Annotated in this window: 23 protein-coding genes; 17 read left to right on the top strand and 6 right to left on the bottom strand. The window is 73.9% G+C overall.

Features of this window, described 5'->3' with window-relative positions:
- Positions 1-1,067, top strand: a 1,067-nt coding sequence (locus EAD98_RS09185) for a MinD/ParA family protein (protein WP_368666152.1), incomplete at its 5' end; no start/stop codon positions are given.
- 82 nt (positions 1,068-1,149) lie between these two features.
- Positions 1,150-1,944 carry a DUF2567 domain-containing protein gene (locus EAD98_RS09180; protein WP_121653626.1) on the top strand — a complete coding sequence of 265 codons (795 nt, stop codon included), beginning with the start codon at positions 1,150-1,152 and terminating at the stop codon, positions 1,942-1,944.
- Here the strand turns inward: EAD98_RS09180 and EAD98_RS09175 are convergent.
- Positions 1,859-2,566 carry an LON peptidase substrate-binding domain-containing protein gene (locus EAD98_RS09175; RefSeq protein WP_121653625.1) on the bottom strand — a complete coding sequence of 236 codons (708 nt, stop codon included), beginning with the start codon at positions 2,564-2,566 and terminating at the stop codon, positions 1,859-1,861. The two genes, EAD98_RS09180 and EAD98_RS09175, sit on opposite strands and share 86 nt — an antisense overlap.
- A 105-nt stretch (positions 2,567-2,671) precedes the next feature.
- Here EAD98_RS09175 and hisD point away from each other — a divergent pair, with 105 nt between their 5' ends.
- The 12 genes from hisD to hisF all read left to right on the top strand — a co-directional run bounded on the left by hisD (position 2,672) and on the right by hisF (position 10,892).
- Positions 2,672-3,994 carry a histidinol dehydrogenase gene (gene hisD / locus EAD98_RS09170; protein WP_121653624.1) on the top strand — a complete coding sequence of 441 codons (1,323 nt, stop codon included), beginning with the start codon at positions 2,672-2,674 and terminating at the stop codon, positions 3,992-3,994.
- A complete protein-coding gene (locus EAD98_RS09165; protein WP_121653623.1) occupies positions 3,991-5,061 on the top strand; it encodes a histidinol-phosphate transaminase in 1,071 nt (356 codons plus the stop codon). The genes hisD and EAD98_RS09165 overlap by 4 nt, the downstream gene beginning before the upstream one ends.
- Positions 5,061-5,672, top strand: coding sequence for an imidazoleglycerol-phosphate dehydratase HisB (gene hisB, locus EAD98_RS09160; protein ID WP_089019764.1), 612 nt, complete (start codon positions 5,061-5,063; stop codon positions 5,670-5,672). The genes EAD98_RS09165 and hisB overlap by 1 nt, the downstream gene beginning before the upstream one ends.
- Before the next feature lie 58 nt (positions 5,673-5,730).
- Positions 5,731-5,904, top strand: coding sequence for a hypothetical protein (locus EAD98_RS31225; protein ID WP_199723348.1), 174 nt, complete (start codon positions 5,731-5,733; stop codon positions 5,902-5,904).
- A complete protein-coding gene (hisH, locus tag EAD98_RS09155) occupies positions 5,901-6,533 on the top strand; it encodes an imidazole glycerol phosphate synthase subunit HisH (RefSeq protein ID WP_121653622.1) in 633 nt (210 codons plus the stop codon). Before EAD98_RS31225 ends, hisH begins: the two co-directional genes overlap by 4 nt.
- Positions 6,534-6,572: 39 nt before the next feature.
- Positions 6,573-6,896 (top strand): hypothetical protein, encoded by a 324-nt coding sequence (locus tag EAD98_RS09150; RefSeq protein WP_121653621.1) that lies wholly within the window; start codon positions 6,573-6,575, stop codon positions 6,894-6,896.
- A gap of 13 nt (positions 6,897-6,909) precedes the next feature.
- Positions 6,910-7,635 carry a bifunctional 1-(5-phosphoribosyl)-5-((5-phosphoribosylamino)methylideneamino)imidazole-4-carboxamide isomerase/phosphoribosylanthranilate isomerase PriA gene (gene priA / locus EAD98_RS09145; protein ID WP_121653620.1) on the top strand — a complete coding sequence of 242 codons (726 nt, stop codon included), beginning with the start codon at positions 6,910-6,912 and terminating at the stop codon, positions 7,633-7,635.
- A complete protein-coding gene (locus EAD98_RS09140; RefSeq protein WP_121653619.1) occupies positions 7,632-8,021 on the top strand; it encodes a RidA family protein in 390 nt (129 codons plus the stop codon). Before priA ends, EAD98_RS09140 begins: the two co-directional genes overlap by 4 nt.
- Positions 8,022-8,122: 101 nt before the next feature.
- On the top strand, positions 8,123-8,569 hold the full coding sequence (locus EAD98_RS09135; protein WP_121653618.1) for a MarR family winged helix-turn-helix transcriptional regulator: 447 nt from the start codon (positions 8,123-8,125) through the stop codon (positions 8,567-8,569).
- Between the two features lie 5 nt (positions 8,570-8,574).
- Entirely contained in the window at positions 8,575-9,006 is a 432-nt protein-coding gene (locus EAD98_RS09130; RefSeq protein WP_121653629.1) for an organic hydroperoxide resistance protein, read from the top strand.
- Positions 9,007-9,052: 46 nt separating this feature from the next.
- Entirely contained in the window at positions 9,053-10,051 is a 999-nt protein-coding gene (locus EAD98_RS09125; RefSeq protein WP_121653617.1) for an NADP-dependent oxidoreductase, read from the top strand.
- A 73-nt stretch (positions 10,052-10,124) separates the two neighbouring features.
- Entirely contained in the window at positions 10,125-10,892 is a 768-nt protein-coding gene (hisF, locus tag EAD98_RS09120; protein ID WP_121653616.1) for an imidazole glycerol phosphate synthase subunit HisF, read from the top strand.
- 6 nt (positions 10,893-10,898) lie between these two features.
- On the opposite strand, the gene EAD98_RS09115 is transcribed toward hisF, so the two are convergent.
- Entirely contained in the window at positions 10,899-11,360 is a 462-nt protein-coding gene (locus EAD98_RS09115) for a hypothetical protein (protein ID WP_121653615.1), read from the bottom strand.
- Between the two features lie 102 nt (positions 11,361-11,462).
- On the bottom strand, positions 11,463-12,230 hold the full coding sequence (locus EAD98_RS09110; RefSeq protein WP_233583765.1) for a YitT family protein: 768 nt from the start codon (positions 12,228-12,230) through the stop codon (positions 11,463-11,465).
- 59 nt (positions 12,231-12,289) lie between these two features.
- On the opposite strand from EAD98_RS09110, the gene EAD98_RS09105 reads away from it, so the two are divergent.
- From EAD98_RS09105 to EAD98_RS09095, 3 genes are all read left to right on the top strand, one after another.
- Positions 12,290-13,747 carry a PLP-dependent aminotransferase family protein gene (locus EAD98_RS09105; RefSeq protein ID WP_121653614.1) on the top strand — a complete coding sequence of 486 codons (1,458 nt, stop codon included), beginning with the start codon at positions 12,290-12,292 and terminating at the stop codon, positions 13,745-13,747.
- Between the two features lie 137 nt (positions 13,748-13,884).
- Positions 13,885-15,123, top strand: coding sequence for a low temperature requirement protein A (locus EAD98_RS09100; RefSeq protein ID WP_121653628.1), 1,239 nt, complete (start codon positions 13,885-13,887; stop codon positions 15,121-15,123).
- A gap of 108 nt (positions 15,124-15,231) precedes the next feature.
- Positions 15,232-16,545, top strand: coding sequence for a low temperature requirement protein A (locus EAD98_RS09095; RefSeq protein ID WP_233583764.1), 1,314 nt, complete (start codon positions 15,232-15,234; stop codon positions 16,543-16,545).
- 54 nt (positions 16,546-16,599) lie between these two features.
- On the opposite strand, the gene EAD98_RS09090 is transcribed toward EAD98_RS09095, so the two are convergent.
- The 3 genes from EAD98_RS09090 to EAD98_RS09080 form a co-directional block, all read right to left on the bottom strand.
- Positions 16,600-18,426, bottom strand: a complete 1,827-nt coding sequence (locus tag EAD98_RS09090) for a long-chain fatty acid--CoA ligase (RefSeq protein WP_121653613.1) — start codon at positions 18,424-18,426, stop codon at positions 16,600-16,602.
- A gap of 137 nt (positions 18,427-18,563) precedes the next feature.
- A complete protein-coding gene (locus EAD98_RS09085; protein ID WP_233578889.1) occupies positions 18,564-19,439 on the bottom strand; it encodes a terpene synthase in 876 nt (291 codons plus the stop codon).
- 200 nt (positions 19,440-19,639) lie between these two features.
- Positions 19,640-20,269, bottom strand: a complete 630-nt coding sequence (locus EAD98_RS09080; RefSeq protein ID WP_121653611.1) for a TIGR03085 family metal-binding protein — start codon at positions 20,267-20,269, stop codon at positions 19,640-19,642.
- Positions 20,270-20,330 lie beyond the last annotated feature (61 nt).

Genomic DNA, 20,330 nt, shown 5'->3' with positions numbered 1-20,330 from the left:
GGTACGCGCTGCTGGAGACCGGTTACCAGCCGGAGACCGGCTATCCGGCGTCGCCGCCCCCACCGGTCACGCCGCCGCCCGCTCCACCGGTCGTTCCGGCGCCCGCGCCCGCCCCACCGGTCGTTCCGCCGCCCGCTCCGCCGATCGGTTCGGCGCCCGCCCCGCCGGTCGGCTCGGCACCCGCTCCGCCGGTCGGCTCGGCCATCGCCGAGCGGGGCTACCCGCCGCGCATCGAGTGGCGTCCGCAGGGCGTCGACCAGGAGGTGGAGCGGGCCACCGGGGTGCTCCGCCGCGACCTCGGCACCCCGCGGGTGTTCGCGTTCGCCAACCCCAAGGGCGGGGTGCACAAGACCACCGCGACCGTGCTCGCGGCGGCCACGGTCGGGAGCGTACGCGGGCGGGGTGTGCTGGCCTGGGACGACAACGAGCTGCGCGGCACCCTCGGGCTGCGCGCCGGCAGCGCCCGGCACGCCCGCACCATCCGTCACCTGATCAGCGAGCTGGCCCAGATCGAGATCCTGGAGGGCGCGACCCTGCTGGAGCGGCTGGACGACTTCCTGCGGCACGCCTCCGACGGCTCGTACGACGTGCTCGCCGGCGAGGAGAGCCCGCGCTTCGCCCAACGGCTGGACCAGTTCACCGTCCGGCGGGTGCTGGAGCTGCTGCGGCGTACCCACGAGGTGGTCTGCGTGGACACCGGCAACAACGTGGAGAGCGCCAACTGGCGCACGGTGATGCAGGCCGCCGACCAGTTGGTGGTGACCACCGTGCCTCGCGAGGACGCGGCGTTCAGCGCCGACTGGATGCTCGACCTGCTGCACGAGGAGGGCATGGGAGAGCTGGCCGACAACGCGATCACCCTGATCTCCTGCCCCACGCCGGGCCGCTCCGCGCTCCAGGACGACCTGGAGCGGCACTTCGCCACCCGTACCCGCGCGGTGACCGTGGTGCCCTACGACCCGGCGCTCGAGACCGGGTCGTCGATCGAGTACCACCAGCTCCAGCCGGAGACCCGGCAGGCGTGGCTGCGCGCCGCCTCGGTCATGGTGGAGCCGTTCGCCCGGTGACCGGAGGCGGTGCGGTCACGTCATCGGGCGGGAGCGCCGATGACCCTGCACGGCCCGGACGGCGAGCTGAGAGGATCATCGGGTGAACCCCGACAGCCCCGAATCCGACCGGCCCACGCCGCCCGGCGACGAGCCGTCCGCACCACCGGCGCCCGCCGACCCGGTCCCGGACGAGCGTCCCGGCGGGGGGCCGCCGGAGGTGGTCGCCGACCCCGGCCCGGCCGATCCGCCGCGCGCGCGGGCGCGGACCGGGGCGACCGTGGCCGGCGTCGTGCTCGCGCTGGCCGTGCTGGGTGCGCCGCTCGGCCTGCTCTGGGCCGCGCTGGCGCCCGACACCCCGGTGCTCAAGACCGCCGAGGGCGCGATCTACGCCGAGCCGCAGCCGGAGCAGCCGATCGCCGCGGACGGCTGGTTCAGTCTCCTCGGGCTCGCCTTCGGGGTGCTGGCGGCGCTCGCCCTGTGGTTCGTGCTGCGCCGGCGGCGCGGCCCCGTCGGCCTGGTCGCCGTCGTGCTGGGCGCGCTGGCCGCCGCGCCGGTGGCCTGGCAGGTGGGGCGGCGGATCGGCCTGGCCACCTTCGACCGGCTGCTGGACACCGCCCCGGCCGGCCAGGCCTTCACCAAACCCGCCGACCTGCGGGCCGGCGGCGTCGACTGGCTGCTCGGGGTGCTGCCGGTGCCGCACGGCAACCTGCTGCTGCCGGCGTTCGGCGCCGCCATCACGTACACCCTGCTGGCCGGCTGGTCGCGCTGGCCGTCGCTGCGCCCCGAGCCGGAGCCCGACCCGACCGCGTTCAGTTGGGTGTCGGCGGGGACGCCAGCTCCGCCAGCGGCACCGGAACCGCCCGCACCTGGCGCAGCAGAGCCGCCTCGCGGTTGAGCAGCCGCAGCTCGGCGCGGAGCCGGGCGGCGGTGTCGTCGATCGCCAACAGCCGCTGCCGGTCGTCGACGGTCAGCGCCGCGGTCGCCGCCACCAGGTGGGAGAGCACGGTCGGGTCCTCCGGGAGCTGCTCGGAGATCTCCTCCGGGTCGGACCGGACCAGGCCGAGGTACTGCCGGAACACCGCGATCACCCGGGCCGCCAGCAGGTCGGCCACCTCGTCCGGCCCGGCCGGCTCGGGCAGCCACTCGACGTCCGCCGTCAGGTACGGCGCGGAGCTCTCGTCGACCTCGGCGATCCGGAACCGGCGCCGGCCGACCGTCACGATGTCGAAGCCACCGTCGGCCAGCTCGGTCACCTGGCGCAGCTCGGCGGTGCAGCCCACCTCGTGCAGGGTGACCTCGCCACTGCCGGCGGGCGTGTGCCGGGCGCCGGGACCGGCCGGCGCGACCTCCCAGCCGGCCTGGATGGCGACCACGCCGAACTCGCGGGAGGCGCCCTCGGGCAGGTCGACCAGGTGCCGGACCAACGCCCGGTAGCGCTCCTCGAAGATGTGCAGTGGCAGCACCAACCCGGGAAAGAGCACCGTTGCGAGCGGGAACACCGGCAGCCGTGCGGTCACAGCTGGAGCCTAGCCAATCTCGCCCACGTCGGCGTGGCCCGGCTCACCGTCCCGGCGGCCGGGCGGTTCGGGTGCGCTCCGGCCCGGCCGCCTAGACTCGCAAGGGTGCTGAATCGGATCGACCTGCGCAATGGTCTCGGTGACCCGCGCCGCCTGCTGCCCCGCGCCCAGCTCGACGTGTCGGTTGCCGTCGAGCGGATCCGGCCGCTCGTGGAGGCGGTCCGGGAGCATGGGTACCCGGCGATCCGGGAGGCCAGTGAGCGGTTCGACGGCGTCTCCCCGGACGTGTTGCGGGTGCCGGTCGAGGCGATCGCCGAGGCCGAGGGGGTGCTCGATCCGGACGTGCGCGCGGCGCTGCTGGAGTCGATCAGCCGCGCCCGCCGGGTGCACGCCGACCAGCGGCGTACCGAGCACACCACCCAGGTGGTGCCGGGCGGCACGGTCACCGAGCGGTGGCTGCCGGTCGACCGGGTCGGTCTCTACGTCCCCGGTGGGCTGGCCATGTACCCGTCGACCGTCGTGATGAACGTGGTGCCGGCCCAGGCGGCCGGGGTGCGCTCGCTGGTGGTGGTGAGCCCCCCGCAGAAGGACAACGGCGGCCTGCCCGACCCGCGGGTGCTCGCCGCGTGCGCGCTGCTCGGCGTCGACGAGGTCTACGCCGTGGGCGGCGCCCAGGCGGTGGCGATGCTGGCGTACGGGGCGGCGGTGGATCCGGCGGGCGACGCGCGCTGCGAACCGGTCGACCTCGTCACCGGGCCGGGCAACATCTGGGTGACCGCCGCCAAGCGGCTGCTGCGGGGCGTCGTCGGCATCGACGCGGAGGCCGGGCCGACCGAGATCGCCATTCTGGCCGACGACACCGCCGACCCGGCGCACGTCGCCGCCGACCTGATCAGCCAGGCCGAGCACGACCCGCTCGCCGCGAGCGTGCTGGTCACCCCGTCGCTGGCGCTGGTCGAGGCGGTCGAGCGGGAGCTGGCCCGGCAGGTGCCGGCGACCAAACACACCGAGCGGGTGACCACCGCGCTGACCGGCGAGCAGAGCGGCGTGGTCCTGGTCGACGACCTCGAGGCCGGGCTGCGGGTGGTCGACGCGTACGCGGCCGAGCACCTGGAGATCCAGACCGTCGACGCCCGCGAGTGGGCGTTGCGGGTGCGCAACGCCGGAGCGATCTTCGTGGGCGCCTGGTCGCCGGTGTCGCTCGGCGACTACTGCGCCGGCTCCAACCACGTGCTGCCCACCGGCGGCTGCGCCCGGCACTCCTCGGGCCTGTCCGTGCAGTCCTTCCTGCGCGGCGTGCACCTGATCGAGTACACCGAGGCGGCGCTGCGCGAGGTGGCCCCGCACGTGGTCACCCTGGCCACCGTGGAGGACCTGCCCGCGCACGGCCAGGCCGTCCGGGCACGCTTCCCGGGGGGATCGGCGTGAGCGCGCTGGAGGATCTGCCGATCCGCGACGACCTGCGTGGGCTGTCGCCGTACGGCGCGCCGCAGCTGGACGTGCCGGTGCGGTTGAACACGAACGAGAACTCCTACCCGGTGCCGGAGCCGGTGGCCGACGCGATCGGCAAGGCGCTCGCGGCCGAGCTGCGCGACCTGAACCGCTACCCGGACCGGGACGCGGTGGCGCTCCGCGCCGACCTGGCCGGGTACCTCGGGCACGGGCTCACCGTCGAACAGGTGTGGGCGGCCAACGGCTCCAACGAGATCCAGCAGCAGCTGCTCCAGGCGTTCGGTGGTCCGGGCCGCAGCGCGCTCGGCTTCGTGCCGGCGTACTCGATGCACCCGCTGCTGGCGCTCGGCACCGGCACCCGGTGGGTGCCCGCCCGGCGCGACGTCGACTTCGGGCTGACCGCGGACGAGGCGGTGGCCCAGGTCCGCGAGCACCGGCCCGACGTGGTCTTCCTGTGCTCGCCGAACAACCCCACGGGCACCGCACTGGCCCCGGCGGTGGTCGCCGCGGTCCTCGACGCCGCGCCCGGCATGGTGGTGGTCGACGAGGCGTACGCCGAGTTCGCCCGGCCCGGCACGGTCAGCGCCCTCGCGGTGCCGCCCGGGCACCCGCGGCTGGTGGTGACCCGGACGATGAGCAAGGCGTTCGGCTTCGCCGGCGGGCGGCTGGGCTACCTGGCCGCCGACGCGGCGGTGGTGCAGGCGGTGCAACTGGTCCGGCTGCCGTACCACCTCTCGGCGCTGACCCAGGCCGCCGCCCGCGCGGCACTGGCCCACCGCGACGCCCTCCTCGGTACGGTGAGCGCGATCATGGCGCAGCGGGACCGGATCGTGGCGACGCTGCGTGGTCGCGGGCTGCGGGTGGCCGACAGCGACGCCAACTTCGTGCTCTTCGAGGTGGGCGGCGACCAGACCGCCGCCTGGCGGGCGCTGCTGGCGCGCGGGGTGCTCGTCCGGGACGTCGGCCTGCCCGGCTGGCTGCGGGTCACCGCCGGCACCCCCGCCGAGACCGACGCCTTCCTTTCTGCGATGGAGACAATCTGATGAGCCGGACCGCCCGGGTGGAGCGGATCACCAAGGAGACCAAGGTCCTCGTCGAGATCGACCTCGACGGCACCGGCACGGCCGAGATCAGCACCGGTGTCGGCTTCTACGACCACATGCTGCACCAGATCGCCCGGCACGGCGGCTACGACCTGACCGTGCGCACCGTCGGCGACCTGGAGATCGACGCGCACCACACCATGGAGGACACCGCGCTCGCCCTGGGCGCCGCGTTCGACCAGGCGTTGGGCGACAAGGCCGGCATCCGGCGGTACGGCTCGGCGACCGTCCCGATGGACGAGGTGCTGGTCCGGGCCGCCGTGGACCTGTCCGGCCGGCCCTACGTGGTGCACGACGAGCCGGCGCTGGCGCCGTACATCGGCCCGGTGTACCCGACCAGCATGACCCGGCACATCTGGGAGTCCTTCGGCCAGGCGGCCCGGATCACCCTGCACGTCGACGTGTTGCGGGCGGCCCGACCGGGCGGCAACCCGGACGCGCACCACGTGGTGGAGGCGCAGTTCAAGGCGGTCTCCCGGGCGCTGCGCGAGGCCACGGCGATCGACCCGCGGGCGGCGGGCGCGATTCCCAGCACGAAGGGTGCGCTCTGATGAGCGCGAGGAGTGCAGCGCAGCGGAGCCCCGCAGTCGCGAATGGAAGGGGTCTCTGATGGGTGCCGCGTTGCCGACGCTGTTGCTGATCCTGGCCGGGGTGCTGGTGGGTGGGGTCTGGTCGCTGTACCGGCAGGGCGCGCCGAAGAGCGCGGTGGTGGTCACGGCGCTCCTGGCCGTGTTGGCCACCGTCGGCGGGGTGCTCTGGCTGCTTCCGGAGTCGGGCTCGTGACCGGCGTCGTGGTGCTCGACTACGGCTCAGGCAATCTGCGTTCCGCCGAGCGGGCGCTGGCCGCCGCCGGCGCGGACGTACGGGTGACCGACGACCTCGCCGCCGCGGCCGCCGCCGATGGTCTGGTGGTGCCGGGGGTGGGTGCCTACGCGGCGTGCATGGCCGGGATCGAGGCGCTCGGGGCCGGCCCGGTGATCGCCGAGCGGGTGGCCGCCGGCCGACCGGTGCTCGGCATCTGCGTGGGCATGCAGGTGCTCTTCGAGCACGGTGACGAGCACGGTGTGGTGACGAAGGGGCTGGGTCTGCTGCCCGGCGGGGTGACCCGGCTGGCCGCCACCCGGCTGCCGCACATGGGCTGGAACACGGTCCGGGCGCCCCGGGACTCGGTGCTCTTCGCGGGCATGCCGGCGCAGAGCAGGTTCTACTTCGTCCACTCGTACGCGATGGGCGATCCGGCGGCGCTGGCCGCGGCCGGGGCCACGGTGACCACGGCCCACCATGACACCGACTTCGTCGCCGCGGTGGAACGCGGCCCGCTCTCGGCGGCCCAGTTCCATCCGGAGAAGTCCGCCGACACCGGTGCCGCGCTGCTGCGCAACTGGCTCGCCACACTGCCCAGCGGTGGCTGAGCGTCGTCGCCACCCGGCGTCCGCGCGGCGGGGGTCGCGGTGAGCCGGGAGCGGGCGCGGCGCCGGGCGGAGCGCGAGGCCGAGCAGGCTCGGGAGCGGGCGGTCCGGCAGCGCCGGGTGGCCCGCCGGCAGCGTCGCCGGGCGGTGGTCCGTCGGTTGACGCCGCAGCTTCGGCGGGGCCGGTCCGGTCGGCTGGCCCGGCACAGTCGGGGTGAGCGTGCCGCGATCGTGCTGCTCACCGGGGCGGCGCTGATCCTGATCTGGACGTTCGTCGACGATCTGGCGTTGCGTATCGCGCTGATCGTGTTGTTGCTGCTCGTACTGCCGGCGATCGTGGTGATCGCCCTGGACCGTCGTACCTGATCGAGGAGAAGACGTGAGCCTCACCCTGTTACCCGCCGTGGATGTCGCCGACGGCCGGGCCGTCCGGCTCGTGCAGGGCGCCGTCGGTAGCGAGAGCATCTACGGCGACCCGTTGGACGCCGCGCTGGCCTGGCAGCACGACGGCGCCGAGTGGATCCACCTGGTCGACCTGGACGCGGCGTTCGGCCGGGGCACCAACGCGCACCTGCTCGCCGAGGTGGTGCGCCAGCTCGACGTGAAGGTGGAGCTCTCCGGTGGCATCCGGGACGACGAGTCCCTGCGCGCGGCGCTGGGCACCGGGGCGGCTCGGGTGAACATCGGCACCGCTGCTCTGGAGGACCCGGTCTGGTGCGACCGGGTGGTCGGGGAGTACGGCGACCGGGTCGCCATCGGGCTGGACGTTCGTGGCCGTACCCTCTCCGCGCGTGGCTGGACCCGCGACGGCGGTGACCTGTACGAGGTGCTGGAGCGGTTGGACAAGGCGGGCGCCAGCCGGTACGTGGTCACCGACATCACCAAGGACGGCACCATGCGGGGGCCGAACCTGGACCTGCTGCGCGAGGTGTGCGGCCACACCGACGCCCCGGTGATCGCCTCCGGTGGTGTGTCCACGCTGGACGACCTGCGGGCGCTGGCCTCCCTGGAGCCGCTCGGGGTGGAGGGTGTGATCGCCGGCAAGGCGCTGTACGCGGGCGCCTTCACGGTGGCCGAGGCGCTGCGGACGTTGGCCGAGGCGTGACGGTCACGCGGCTCGGCTCGGGCGGGCCGTGGGAGCAGCGGTACGGCTACTCGCGGGTGGTCCGGGCCGGCGACCGGGCGTGGACGGCCGGCTGCACGGCCACGGTGGACGGCCGGGTGGTGCACGTCGGGGACGCGGCCGCGCAGACCGCGCAGGCGTTGCGGATCGGGCTGGCCGCTCTCGCCGAGGTGGGCGCGGAGCCGGGTGACGTGGTGCGGACCCGGATGTACGTGACCGATCGGCTGCACGCCGACGAGGTGGGCCGGGCGCACAACGCGGTCTTCGGCGCGGTCCGGCCGGCGGCGACGCTGGTGGTGGTGGCCGGCCTGTTGGATCCGGAGCACCTGGTCGAGGTGGAGTTGGAGGCGTACCTGGCCGACCGCTGAGGCGGGCTCGGCGGTGTGCGGGGTCGGGCGGTGACCGCCGTCATGGTTGTTTTCCGGCCCGATCGGTTGTGCACAATCTAATTGCGGGCTACGGTTCAACGGTGACCGATGACCTGGTGCTGCGCCGGCAGGTGTGCTTCGCGCTCTACGCCGCGTCGCGCGCCCTGACCGACGTCTACCGGCCGATCCTCGACCAGTTCGGGCTGACCTACCCGCAGTACCTGGTGCTGCTGGTGCTCTGGGAGCGCCCCGACGACGCCCCCACGGTCTCCGAGCTGGGCGCCGAGCTGCGGCTGGACTCCGGCACCCTCTCGCCGCTGCTCAAGCGGCTGGAGGGGGCGGGTCTGGTGGTGCGGCGGCGGTCGGCGCGCGACGAGCGGCGGGTCGAGGTCGGCCTCACCGAGCAGGGCCGGGCGCTGCGGCAGCAGGTGGACGAGATCCCGCTGCGGATCGCCCGGGCCACCGGGCTCGACCTCGCCGACCTGGTCGCGCTGCGCGACACCCTCACCCGGGTCACCGACACCATCCACCGACAGAAGGAGCAGTGACCATCATGCAGGTGCTCTACACCGCATCCGCCACGGCCAGCGGCGACGGCCGGGACGGCCACGTCGAGACGTCCGACGGCACGTTCACGCTCGACCTGGCCGTGCCGAAGGAGATGGGTGGCGCCGGTGGCGCCGCGAACCCCGAGCAGCTCTTCGCCGCCGGCTACGCCGCCTGCTTCCACGGCGCGCTGCGGCTGGTCGCCCGCCGGGCCAAGGCCGACGTGACCGGCTCGGTCGTCGCCGCCGAGGTGGGCATCGGCCCGAACGGCAGCGGTGGGTTCGGGCTCACCGTGCAGCTCGTCGTCGACCTGCCCGCCGTTCCCCGGGACGCCGCCGAGCAGCTGGTCGAGCAGGCCCACCAGGTCTGCCCGTACTCGAACGCCACCCGCGGCAACATCGAGGTCGCGCTGACCGTCCGCGAGTCCCTGGCCGCGTGACGTCGCGGACCCAGGCCCCGACCGCGGACGAGAGGACGACCACCCCGTGACCAGCAACCGTGAGATCCACCTGGCCAGCCGCCCCCAGGGCTGGCCCACCGAAGAGAACTTCCGGCTCGTCGAGACCGACGTCCCGACGCCCGGCCCGGGCCAGATCGTGGTTCGCAACCAGTACGTGTCGGTCGACCCGTACATGCGGGGCCGGATGAACGACGTCAAGTCGTACGTGCCGCCGTACGCGCTCGACGCGCCGCTCGACGGCGGCGCGATCGGCGAGGTGGTGGCCAGCGAGGCGGCGGACGTCGCCGTCGGCGACACCGTGCTGCACGGGCTGGGCTGGCGTGAGTACGCGCTGCTCGACGCCGCCGCGGCCCGCCGGGTCGACCCGAACCTGGCCCCGGCCAGCGCGTACCTCAGCGTGCTCGGCATGACGGGGCTGACCGCGTACGCCGGGCTGCTGGAGGTGGCCGCGATGAAGCCCGGCGAGACGGTCTTCGTCTCCGCCGCGGCCGGCGCGGTCGGCAGCCTGGTCGGCCAGATCGCCAAGCTCAAGGGCGCCGGCCGGGTCATCGGCAGCGCCGGGTCGCCGGCCAAGGTCGAGCGCCTGCGGGCGCTGGGCTTCGATGCCGCCTTCGACTACCACGACGGGTCGGTCCGCGACTCGTTGAAGGCGGCCGCCCCGGACGGCGTCGACGTCTACTTCGACAACGTCGGCGGCGACCACCTGGAGGCGGCGATCTCGGCCATGAACCTGCACGGTCGCGCCGCCATCTGCGGAATGATCGCGCAGTACAACGACACCGAGCCGCCGGCCGCGCCCCGCAACCTGGCGCTGGTCATCGGCAAGCGGCTCACCCTGCGCGGCTTCCTGGTCGGCGATCACAACAACGTGCGTGAGGCGTTCGTCCGCGACGTCGCCGGCTGGCTGCGCGAGGGCCGGCTCTCCTACGACGAGACGATCGTGGACGGCATCGAGAACGCCCCGGCGGCGTTCCTCGGCCTGCTGCGCGGCGACAACCTGGGCAAGATGCTCGTCCGGGTGTGAGTCCGAACTCGTGCACGGCGGTCGACCCGAACGGGTCGACCGCCGTGCCGCGTGCGGAGGATAGGCTCGCGGCATGACGGTGGCGGTGCGGGTGATCCCCTGTCTGGACGTGGACGCCGGGCGGGTGGTCAAGGGGGTCAACTTCCTCGACCTGCGTGACGCCGGCGACCCGGTGGAACTGGCCGCCGCCTACGACCGGGCCGGCGCGGACGAGCTGACCTTCCTCGACGTCACCGCGTCCTCCAGCGACCGGGGCACCATGCTCGACGTGGTGCGCCGCACCGCCGAGTCGGTGTTCATCCCGCTGACCGTCGGCGGCGGCGTCCGGCAGGTCGCCGACGTGGACACGCTGCTGCGTGCCGGCGCGGACAAGGTCGGCGTGAACACCGCCGCCATCGCCCGGCCGGAGCTGATCGCCGAGATCGCCGACCGGTTCGGCCGGCAGGTGCTGGTGCTCTCCCTCGACGTACGCCGGGCCCCCGCCGGGGCCACGCCCAGCGGCTTCGAGGTCACCACGCACGGCGGCCGGCGGGGCACCGGGATCGACGCGGTGCACTGGGCGCAGCGCGGCGCCGAGCTGGGCGCGGGGGAGCTCCTGCTCAACTCGATGGACGCCGACGGCACCAAGGCGGGCTTCGACCTGGAGCTGATCGGCGCGGTGCGGGCGGTGGTGGACGTGCCGGTCGTGGCCAGCGGTGGCGCCGGCGAGGTGGCCCACTTCGCGCCCGCGATCGGGGCCGGCGCGGATGCGGTGCTCGCCGCCAGCGTCTTCCACTTCGGCGAGCTGACCGTGGCCGAGGTCAAGGACGCGCTGCGCCGCAGCGGCCACCCGGTGCGCTGAGCCCGGTCAGTGCCCGCCGGAGTGCCCCTCCGGTGAACGCCGGGGTGTGGGAATCGAGCGGACCGCGTACTCCTGGACGGCCGCCGCGTGGTCGGCCTCGTCCAGGTTCCACTCGGCGCTGCCCGGCGCGTGCCGGCGGCTCAGCACGCCCTGCACGGTGTCCACCATGGTCGCCACCCCGGCGCGCGGCCGGGAGCGCCAGAGCTGCTCGCCCTCGGCGGTGATCCGGAACCAGCCGTCGGCGACGCTGACCAGCCCGGCGCCGACCAGCCGCCGGACCGCGGCCTCCACCTCGTGCCGTTGCGGGATCGCGTGGTTGAGGTGGTCGGCGGTGGAGAGCACGTCGGTCAGGCGGACGCCCTCCGGCCGGCGGCTGGTCGCGGACCGACGGTGCCGCCCGGCCCCGCTCGCGATCACCAGCGACACGAAGATCCAGGCGTCGGTCCAGCGCCAACCGTTCTCCCCCATGCAGAGATGATGACGGCGAGCGTCGCGGAAGGGAACACCCACCCACCATCCGGCTCGCCGGGACCACCGCCGCGTGCCGGTGCGCGGACCGTGGGTGAACGCTCAGCCGGCCGGGGTCACCGGCGCGACGGCTCCCGGCGCGGGCGCGGTGCCCGCGGGGTCGGGCGTGGTGGTGTGCGGTTCGGGCGGGGTGGCGCGCGGTTCGGGCGTGGCGGCGTGCGGTTCGGGCGCGGCGGTGTGCGGTTCGGGCGCGGCGGTGTGCGGTTCGGGCACCGCGAACAGCGGGATGAAGAGCTGCGCCAGCGGACCGATGGCCAACGCGTACGCGACGGTGCCCAGGCCGACCGTGCCGCCGAGCAGCCAGCCCAGCGCCAGCACGAAGACCTCGATGACCGTGCGCACCAGCCGGATCGACCGGCCGGGTCGGCGGGCCACGAAACCGGTCATCAGCCCGTCGCGTGGGCCGGGGCCCAACCGGGCGCCGAGGTAGAGACCGGTGGCGGCGCCGTTGGCGACGATCCCGGTGATCAACAGCGCGATGCGTACGCCGAGCGGGCCACCGGCCGGCAGGAGGGCCAGTGTGGCGTCCACCACCAGGCCGATCACCACCACGTTGCTGATCGTGCCGAGGCCGGGGCGTTGCCGTAGCGGGATCCAGAGCAGCAGCACCAGCGCGCCGACCCCGATGGTGACCGTGCCGATGGAGAGCTCGGTCAGCTCGGACAACCCCTGGTGGAACACGTCCCACGGGTCGAGGCCCAGGTCGGAGCGGACCATCAGAGCCATGCTGATCCCGTACAGGGTCAGGCCGGCGTAGAGCTGGACCAGCCGTCGCACCGGCCGGTGCCGCAGATTGCCAATCAGTGCCATGCATGCCACCCTAGGTGCCAATCCTCCCGGAGGAAGAAGCCAATATCCGAGGAGTGGCCATGACCGGTCAGGTGCGCGGCAGCCAATTGGCCCGGCTGCTCGGGCAGTGGCACGCCCTGCCGGGCCGCCGCCGCAGCCCCGACTACGCCGCCCTGGCCGGCGCGGTACGCGGGCTGCTCGCCGACGGCCGGCTGCCGCTGGGCGTCCGCCTGCCCGCGGAACGGGAGCTGGCCGAGGCGCTGCGGATCAGCCGGACCACGGTCACCGCCGCATACCGGGAACTGCGCGAGACCGGGCACCTGGCCAGCCGCCGGGGCGCCGGCAGCTGGACCATGCTGCCCGGCAACCACCGGGTGGCCAGCACCGGGCTCTGGACCCCGCTGGACGACCGGGAGATGATCGACCTCGGCGTCGCCGCGCTGGCCGCCCCGCCGCAACTCCTGACGGCCGCCCGCGCTGCCGCCGAGGACCTGCCCCGCTACCTGGGTGGAGCCGGCTACCACCCGACCGGGATCATCGAGCTGCGCGAGGCGGTGGCCGACGGGTACACCGCCCGGGGCCTGCCCACCTCGGCCGACCAGATCATGGTCACCAGCGGCACCCAGCACGCGCTGGACCTGGTGCTGCGACTCGCCCTGGCCCCGGGCGGCAGCGTGCTGGTCGAGTCACCGACCTACCCCAACGCGCTCGCCGCGCTGGCCGGCCGGCGCGCCCGCATCACCACTCACGGCCTTGCCGCCGACGCCGGCGGCTGGGAGTCCGACCTGCTGCTGGGCAGCCTGCGGCAGACCCGCCCCAAGCTGGCCTACCTGATCCCGGAGTTCCAGAACCCGACCGGGCACCTGATGCCGGCGTCGCTGCGCGAGCACGTGGTGGCCGCCGCCCACGCCGTCGGCACCGACCTGATCATCGACGAGTCCTTCGTGGACCTGCCGCTGGACGGCACCGAGCTGCCCCCGCCGACGGCCACCTTCGACCGGCACAGCCGGGTGGTCAGCATCGGCGGGATGAGCAAGCCGTACTGGGGTGGCCTGCGGATCGGGTGGGTACGCGCCTCCGCGCCGCAGGTGCAGCGGCTGGCCGCCGTTCGGGTCGGCGTGGACATGGCCAGCCCGGTGCTGGACCAACTCGTCGCCGTGCACCTGCTCGCCGACGCGCCGGCCATCGTCGCGGACCGCCGTACCCAGCTCGCCGCCCAGCGTGACGCGCTGCTCGGGGCGCTGGCGCAGCGGCTGCCGGACTGGCGGGTCACCGTGCCGCGCGGCGGCGTGACGCTCTGGGCCGAACTGGACGGCCCGGTCTCGAGCGCGCTGGCCCGGGCCGCCGAGGACGTCGGCGTCCGGCTGGCGCCCGGCCCCCGGTTCGGCCTGGACGGCACCCTGGAGCGCTTCCTGCGGCTGCCGTTCACCCTGCCCGCCGCGGAACTGGTCGAGGCCGTCGGGCGGATCGCGGCGGTCCGCTACGACCTGGACCGGACCGGTCGGCAGCGGTGGCGGGAGCCCGCCGTCATCGCCTGAACCGCGCCGCACGACCCGCCGCTGCGGGTGGATCGACGGCGCTCGTCGTCACGGGACCCACCGGGACCGCGCCGGCTGCGAGACTGTCCGCCGTGGCCAATGGCGGTACGACGCGGCGGGCGCCGCGGATGCGGGTGATGACCGAGGGGTCCACGGTGACCCCGCTGGAGCTCTTCTTCGACCTGGTCTTCGTCTACGCGCTCACCCAGGTGACCGCGCTGATGGCGGACGACCTCACCGGGCGCGGCCTGCTGCGGGGCGTGCTGGTGCTGGCCCTGCTCTGGTGGTGCTGGTGCTGCTACGCCTGGTTGGGCAACACCGTGCGGGCCGACGAGGGTCTCGTGCGGGTGGTGCTGTTCGCCGTCATGGCGACGATGTTCGTGGTCGCCGTGACCATCCCGGAGGCCTTCGACGACCTGCCCGGCGGGCTCTCCGGGCCGGTGGTCTTCGCCACCTGCTACCTCGTCGTCCGGGTGCTGCACCTGGTCCTCTACTTCTTCGCCGCGCGCGCGGACGCCGGGCTGCGCCGCCAACTGCTGCGCGCCGCCCTGCCGATGCTCGCCGGGGCGCTGCTGCTCTTCTCCGCCGCGCTGGCGCCGCAACGGCTGACCGACTCGCCGCAGCACGTCGAGGCGATCCGCACGGCTCTCTGGGTGCTCGCGCTGGTCGTCGACTACGGCGGGATCATGGTGATCGGGTCGCAGGGGTGGCGGATCTTCTCCGCCGCGCACTGGACCGAACGGCACGGCCTGATCATCATCATCGCGCTCGGCGAGTCGCTGGTGGCCATCGGCGTGGGCGTCACCGCGCTGCCCATCTCCTGGCCGATCATCGCCGCCTCGGTGCTGGCCATCGCGGTCACCGCCGCGCTCTGGTGGGCGTACTTCGACGTGGTCTCCATCGCCGCCGAGCTGGTGCTCCACCGGGCCGAGGGCACCGCCCGCGCCGCGCTGGGCCGCGACTCCTACACCTATCTGCACCTGCCGATGGTGGTCGGCATCATCCTGCTCGCCCTCGGGTTCAAGAAGGTGCTGGCGTACGTGGGCGACGGCACCGAGCACGAGCTGAGCGCCCCGCTGCACGGGCTGGGCCTGCTGGCCCTGTACGGCGGCGTGATCCTCTACCTGCTCGGCCACCTCGGCTTCCGGCTGCGCAACATGCGCTCGGTCAACTGGCCCCGAGTGGCGACGGTGCTGCTGCTGGTGGCGCTGCTGCCGGTGGCCGACCACCTGCCGGCGCTGGCCGCGTTGGGCCTGCTGGCGGCCGTCTGTGTCGGAATGGTCGTCGCCGAGGTGCGGCTGTTCGGGGCGGCCCGCCGCGAGCTACGCGACTCGTTCCTCGCCGAGCACGGCGCGGGCGCGGCTCCGGGCCACTGACCGGAGCAGGCGGCGCCGGTGCGCGGCGCGACACGGCGGTGCGGTGCGCCGGCCGCCGAGGTCGGCCGATCGGCCCTGCCGGTCGGCGCCGGCTGAGAGACTGCCGAGGTGGGCAGTGCCGGCGGGGTCCGATGGTCGCGGGGGATCCGGCCGAGCGCTCCCGGCTCCCGCACCACCCGGCTGGAGCTCTTCTACGACCTCGTCTTCGTTTTCGCCTTCCTCAATGTCACCACGCTGACCGCGGCCAGCCCGAACGTGGGCGGGTTGGTCCGTTGCCTGCTGGTGCTGGCCCTGCTCTGGTGGTGCTGGACCGGCTTCGCCGCCTTCGGCAACGTCGTCCGCACCGACCAGGGGATCGTCCCGGTGGTCGGGTTCGCCACCACGGCCGCGGCGTTCGTCTTCGCGCTGAGCATCCCGCAGGCCTTCCGTGACGAGCCCGGCGGTCTGAACGGCCCGCTGGTCTTCGCGGTCTGCTACCTCCTGGTTCGTGCCTCCCAGGTCGGGATCTTCGGCTGGGTGGTCCGGGGCGACCCGCAGCTGCGTCGCCGATGGCTGCTGCTCGCCGTGCCGGCGCTGATCACCACCGGGCTCATCATCAGCGCCGCGCTGCTGCCGCTGCGACTGTTCGACGTGCCGATCATGATCAGCATCTACCTGGCGCTGTGGCTGGTCGCCATCGCCGTCGAGTACGGCTTCGGCCTCGCGCTGGGCGGCAGCGGGTGGACGCTCGTCTCGGCCGGCCACTGGGCCGAGCGGCACGCGCTGATCGTCCTGGTCGCGCTCGGTGAGTCGATCATCTCGCTCGGGTTGGGCCCCGGGTTCATCAGCGGCCTGCCGTTGACCTGGTCGGTGATCGCCGCGGCGGTGATGGGCGTCGCCGTGGTCGCCGCGCTGTGGTGGGCGTACTTCGACACCCTCGCCCTGGCCCTGGAGCAGAGACTGCACCGCACCCGGGATCCGGCCACGCGCCGTGCGCTGGCCAGGAACGCGTACACCTACCTGCACCTGCCGCTGGTGGCCGGGACGATTCTGTTCGCGCTGGGTCTCAAGGGGCTGCTCGACGAAGCGGCGGACCCGTCCACGCCGGCCTGGGGTCTGCCGCTGCCCGGCTTCGACCTGCTGGTCCTCCACGGCGGGGTGGCCCTGTACCTGCTGGCGCTGGTGGCCCTCGGGTGGCGCGGGCTCGGCAGGCCGCGGTGGCCGACGACCGTGGCCGTGGGGCTGCTCCTGGTGCTGGTGCCCGTCGCGGCCCGGCTGCCGGAGCTGGTCGCACTGGGGCTGCTCAGCCTGCTCGTGCTTGCGCTGACGGCGGTGCAGACGATGGCGGACGCGCCGCTGCGCCGGCAGGTGCGCGAGGTGGCGCTGACCGAGCAGCTCGCCGCCGAGGCCGACCAGACGCACTGGCGGGGGGAGCACCTGTGACGCCGGCGGCCCCGAACCCTGGTGGGTGCGGGCCCGCCGGCGTGCGAGGTCGGCTCAGAGTTCGGCGAGGGTGCCGGCGTACATCTTGTCGATCTCGGCGGCGAAGTTGCTCTCCACACCGCGTCGCTTGATCTTCAGCGACGGCGTGATCTCGCCGTGCTCGATGGTCAGGTCGCGCGGCAGGATCGCCACCTTCTTGATCGTCTCCCAGCGGTTGAGCTTGGCGTTGAGCTGGGCGACGTACTCCTCGACCATCGCCTTGGCCTCCGGCGAGGCGACGATCTCCGAGTAGTCGCGGCCCTCCAGCGGGCCGCCGGCCACCCAGCCCCGGATCGCGTCCGGGTCGAGCGTGACCAGCATCGTGCAGAAGTTGCGGGCCTGCCCGACGACGACCGCCTGCGAGGTGTACGGGCAGATCGCCTTGAACATCCCCTCGATGTGCGAGGGCGCGATGTACTTGCCGCCCGAGGTCTTGACCAGGTCCTTCTTCCGGTCGGTGATCCGCAGGTAGCCCTGCTCGTCGAGGCTGCCGATGTCGCCGGTGCGGAAGAAGCCGTCCTCGGTGAACGCGGCGGCGGTCTCCTCCGGCAGGTTGTGGTAGCCGCGCATCACCGGCCGGCCGCGGACCAGGATCTCCCCGTCGGTGTCGATGCGGCACTCCAGGTCGCCCATCGCCCGGCCCACCGTGCCGATCCGCAGCCCGGCCGGCGGGTTGACGAAGTTGCCGGCGCTCGTCTCGGTGAGACCGTAGCCCTCGGAGATCGGCAGGTTGGCGGCGGCGAAGAAGGTGGCGATCTCCGGGCTGAGCGGAGCGGCGCCGGAGACCAGCACCCGCATCCGGCCGCCCAGGCGGGCCTGGAGCTTGCTGAACACCAGCTTCTCGGCCAGCCCGTAGCGCAGCTTCAGCCCGCCCGGCACCGGCTTGCCCGCCTGCTCCAGGGCCACCTTCTCCTTGCCGACCCGGACGCCCCAGGCGAAGATCTTCGCCTTCGCGCCGCCGGCGCCCTGCGCGGTGGTCACCGCCTTGTTGTAGACCTTCTCGAACACCCGGGGAGCGCCGCACATCAGCGTCGGCCGGATCACCGAGAGCAGGTCGACCAGCTTGTCCACCCGCCCGTCGACGTAGGTGGGCAGGCCGACGTGGATGGCGCCGCAGAGCAGCGTCTTGCCGAACGAGTGGGCCAGCGGCAGCCACAGGTACTGGAGGTCGTCGTCGCGGAGCAGGCCGACCTCGGCCTGCGCCACGGCCTCCCAGCACCAGCCGCCGTGCAGCAGCTCGACGCCCTTGGGTCGACCGGTGGTGCCGGAGGTGTAGATCAGGGTGGCCAGGTGGTCCGGACCGATCCCCGCCACGAGCATGTCGATCAGGTCCGGCTCGGCGGCCAGCGCGCGGCTGCCCCGCTCCTCCAGGTCGGCGAGGGTGAGCTGGGGGACCGCGGCGGTCTCGTCGGCGGCGCCGTCGAGGAGCACCACGTGGGTCAGCGCGGGCAGGTCGGCGCCGGCGATCTTGGCGGCCTGGCCCGGGTTCTCCGCGAACAGCACCTTGGAAGCGGAGTCGGCGATGATGTAGGTCGCGTCCGCCGGCTCGGTGGTCGGATAGACGGTGGTGGTCGCGCCGCCGGCGCACATGATGCCGAGGTCGGCGATCACCCAGTCCAGGCGGGTGTTGGCGAGGATCGCGACCGGATCCTCCTGGCCGACGCCCAGGCTGTGCAGACCGGCGGCGACCGCCTTGGCGCGCTCGCCGACCTGCGCCCAGGTCAGCCAGACGGGGCCCGAGTCGTCCGGGGCCGGGGAGGCGAACGCGTGCCGGTCGGGGGTGGCCGCCACGCGCTTGAGGAACATGTCCGGGATGGAGCGGTACGGGACATCGAGAGCCATCGCTGTAGCCGCCTTCGGGGGTGGTGGCGTGACGGTCGTCACGTCATGGTGGTTACCGAAGGGTATTGCCTGTCCCCGGGCATCGGCTAGCCCTGGTGATCGTCCGGGGTCCCGTCCCGCCAACCGGTAGGGCCGAATCAGGCGTAACGGGCGGCCACCAGTGACCAGTCGTAGGTTGCCCGGATCCAGTTGCGCCGGGCGGCGAGCGCCGAGCCCAACCCCTCGTCGCCTCTGGCCAGCAACTCGTCCTCCGCGGTCAGGTACGCCGCCAGCCCCTGGTTGAACCGGTCGGCCGCCGCCCGCAGCGCCCCCGGCTCGTCCGTTCCGGTCTCCTGGGCGATCACCGTCACCAGGTTGTGCGCGTCCGGGTCGGCCCGACTCTCCTTGCCGTAGGAGAAGAGGTCGTTGCACCAGCAGATCAGGTCCACCGCCACCAGGTCCAGGGCGGCCAGCGCCGGGTCGGCGTGCCGACCGGGCTCGGCCGGCTTCCCGGACGCCAGTTCGGTCAGGGTGAGGCAGGGGCGCGCTCCGCCGATGTGTCGGCGCAGCTGGACGTACTCCGCCACCTCGGGCACCCGTCGGCGTTCCCGGTTGGTCGCCTCCCAGAGCAGCGCCAGCAGATACTCCCGTACCTGGGTGACGAAGCGCAGCAGCAGCGCCGGGCGGTCGTGCAGCCGGATCCGGCGGCACAGGTCGTGCAGCGCGTCGCCCAGCGGCCCCACGGCCGGCGGCACGACGTCGGGGTCACCGGAGAGGTCCAGCACGTCGAGAAGGGTGCCGATCGCCGGCGCCAGCCGACCCGGGTCGGCGCCGAGGCCGTCCTCGTCGCAGGCGTCGTCCATGACGAAGAGCCAGGAGATCAGGTCGGTGAGCAGCCGCAGTCCCTCCGCCGACCCGGCGGGGGAGGCCCGCCCGGCCAGGCCGGCGGCGTCGGCCCGCTGCAACCGGTGGACCCGATGGCTGGAATCGATCAGGCCGAAAGCGCGCGCCCACTCGACGCTCTCGCCCGCCACCCGATCCGTGGCCCCATGGCGCCCCGCGGGAAACGGGGGCTCCCGCAGCGCCGAGATCGCGAAAGTCCGCATAGTAACGCCCCCACTCGTGCCGCACCGGCGCGGAACGGCGCGGTGAAGCGTACGGGAGTAGGAATCGTTCTACATCGCTGGGAGTGACGCTTTCCACAAAGGACGCGTGACCGTTCAGGCACAGACAGTCACATGCCCAGGCTGGCGTTGCGCAGCAGCCGTGCGGACGCCGCCGGGCCGTCCAGTTGGACGCGGGCCACCCGCTGCCGGCCGGAAAGGAACAGAGCCAACTCGGCCGGGGCGCCAACCACCCGCAGCGGCTCGCCGCCGCGGCCGACGGAGAGCTTCCCGTACCCCGGCGCCTGGACGTAGAGGTCCGCCGGAAAGCGGCGCAGTGCCAGCCGGGCCAGCGGGGCGGCCCGCTTCCAGAGCGCTGCCTGCAGGCCGGGCGGCAGCTCGCGCGGCAGCCATCCGGACCCGGCCCGCCGCACGTCCTCGTGGTGGATGAAGAACTCCAGCGTGTTGGCCAGTTCGTCGGTCACCGGGTTGCTGACCGGGCTCCACACCGGCGGCCGGCGCACCTGCGCCACCAGGTCGGCGTAGGGCCGGGCGGCGAGGCGGCGACGGACCCGTTCGGCGTACCCGCGCAACGGGGCCAGCATGATCCCGCCGGCCGCGTCCGGGCGCCGCTCCCGCAGCACCAGATGCGCGGCGAGATCACGGGTCGCCCAGCCCTCGTTGATCGTCGGCGCGTTCGGCCCGAGGGCCAGCAGGAGATCGGCCAGCGCCTCGCGCTCGGCTCGGGCGTACCGCGGCATGGCCCGATCGTAGGCCCGCTTGCCCGCCCGCGCCCGCCCGCGGACCCACGCCCGGCATGGC

Source organism: Micromonospora sp. CV4 (assembly GCF_003667455.1).
Taxonomy (GTDB): Bacteria; Actinomycetota; Actinomycetes; order Mycobacteriales; family Micromonosporaceae; genus Micromonospora.
The sequence above is the reverse complement of the archived record's forward strand: the minus strand, read 5'-3'. Positions and strand labels throughout refer to the sequence as shown.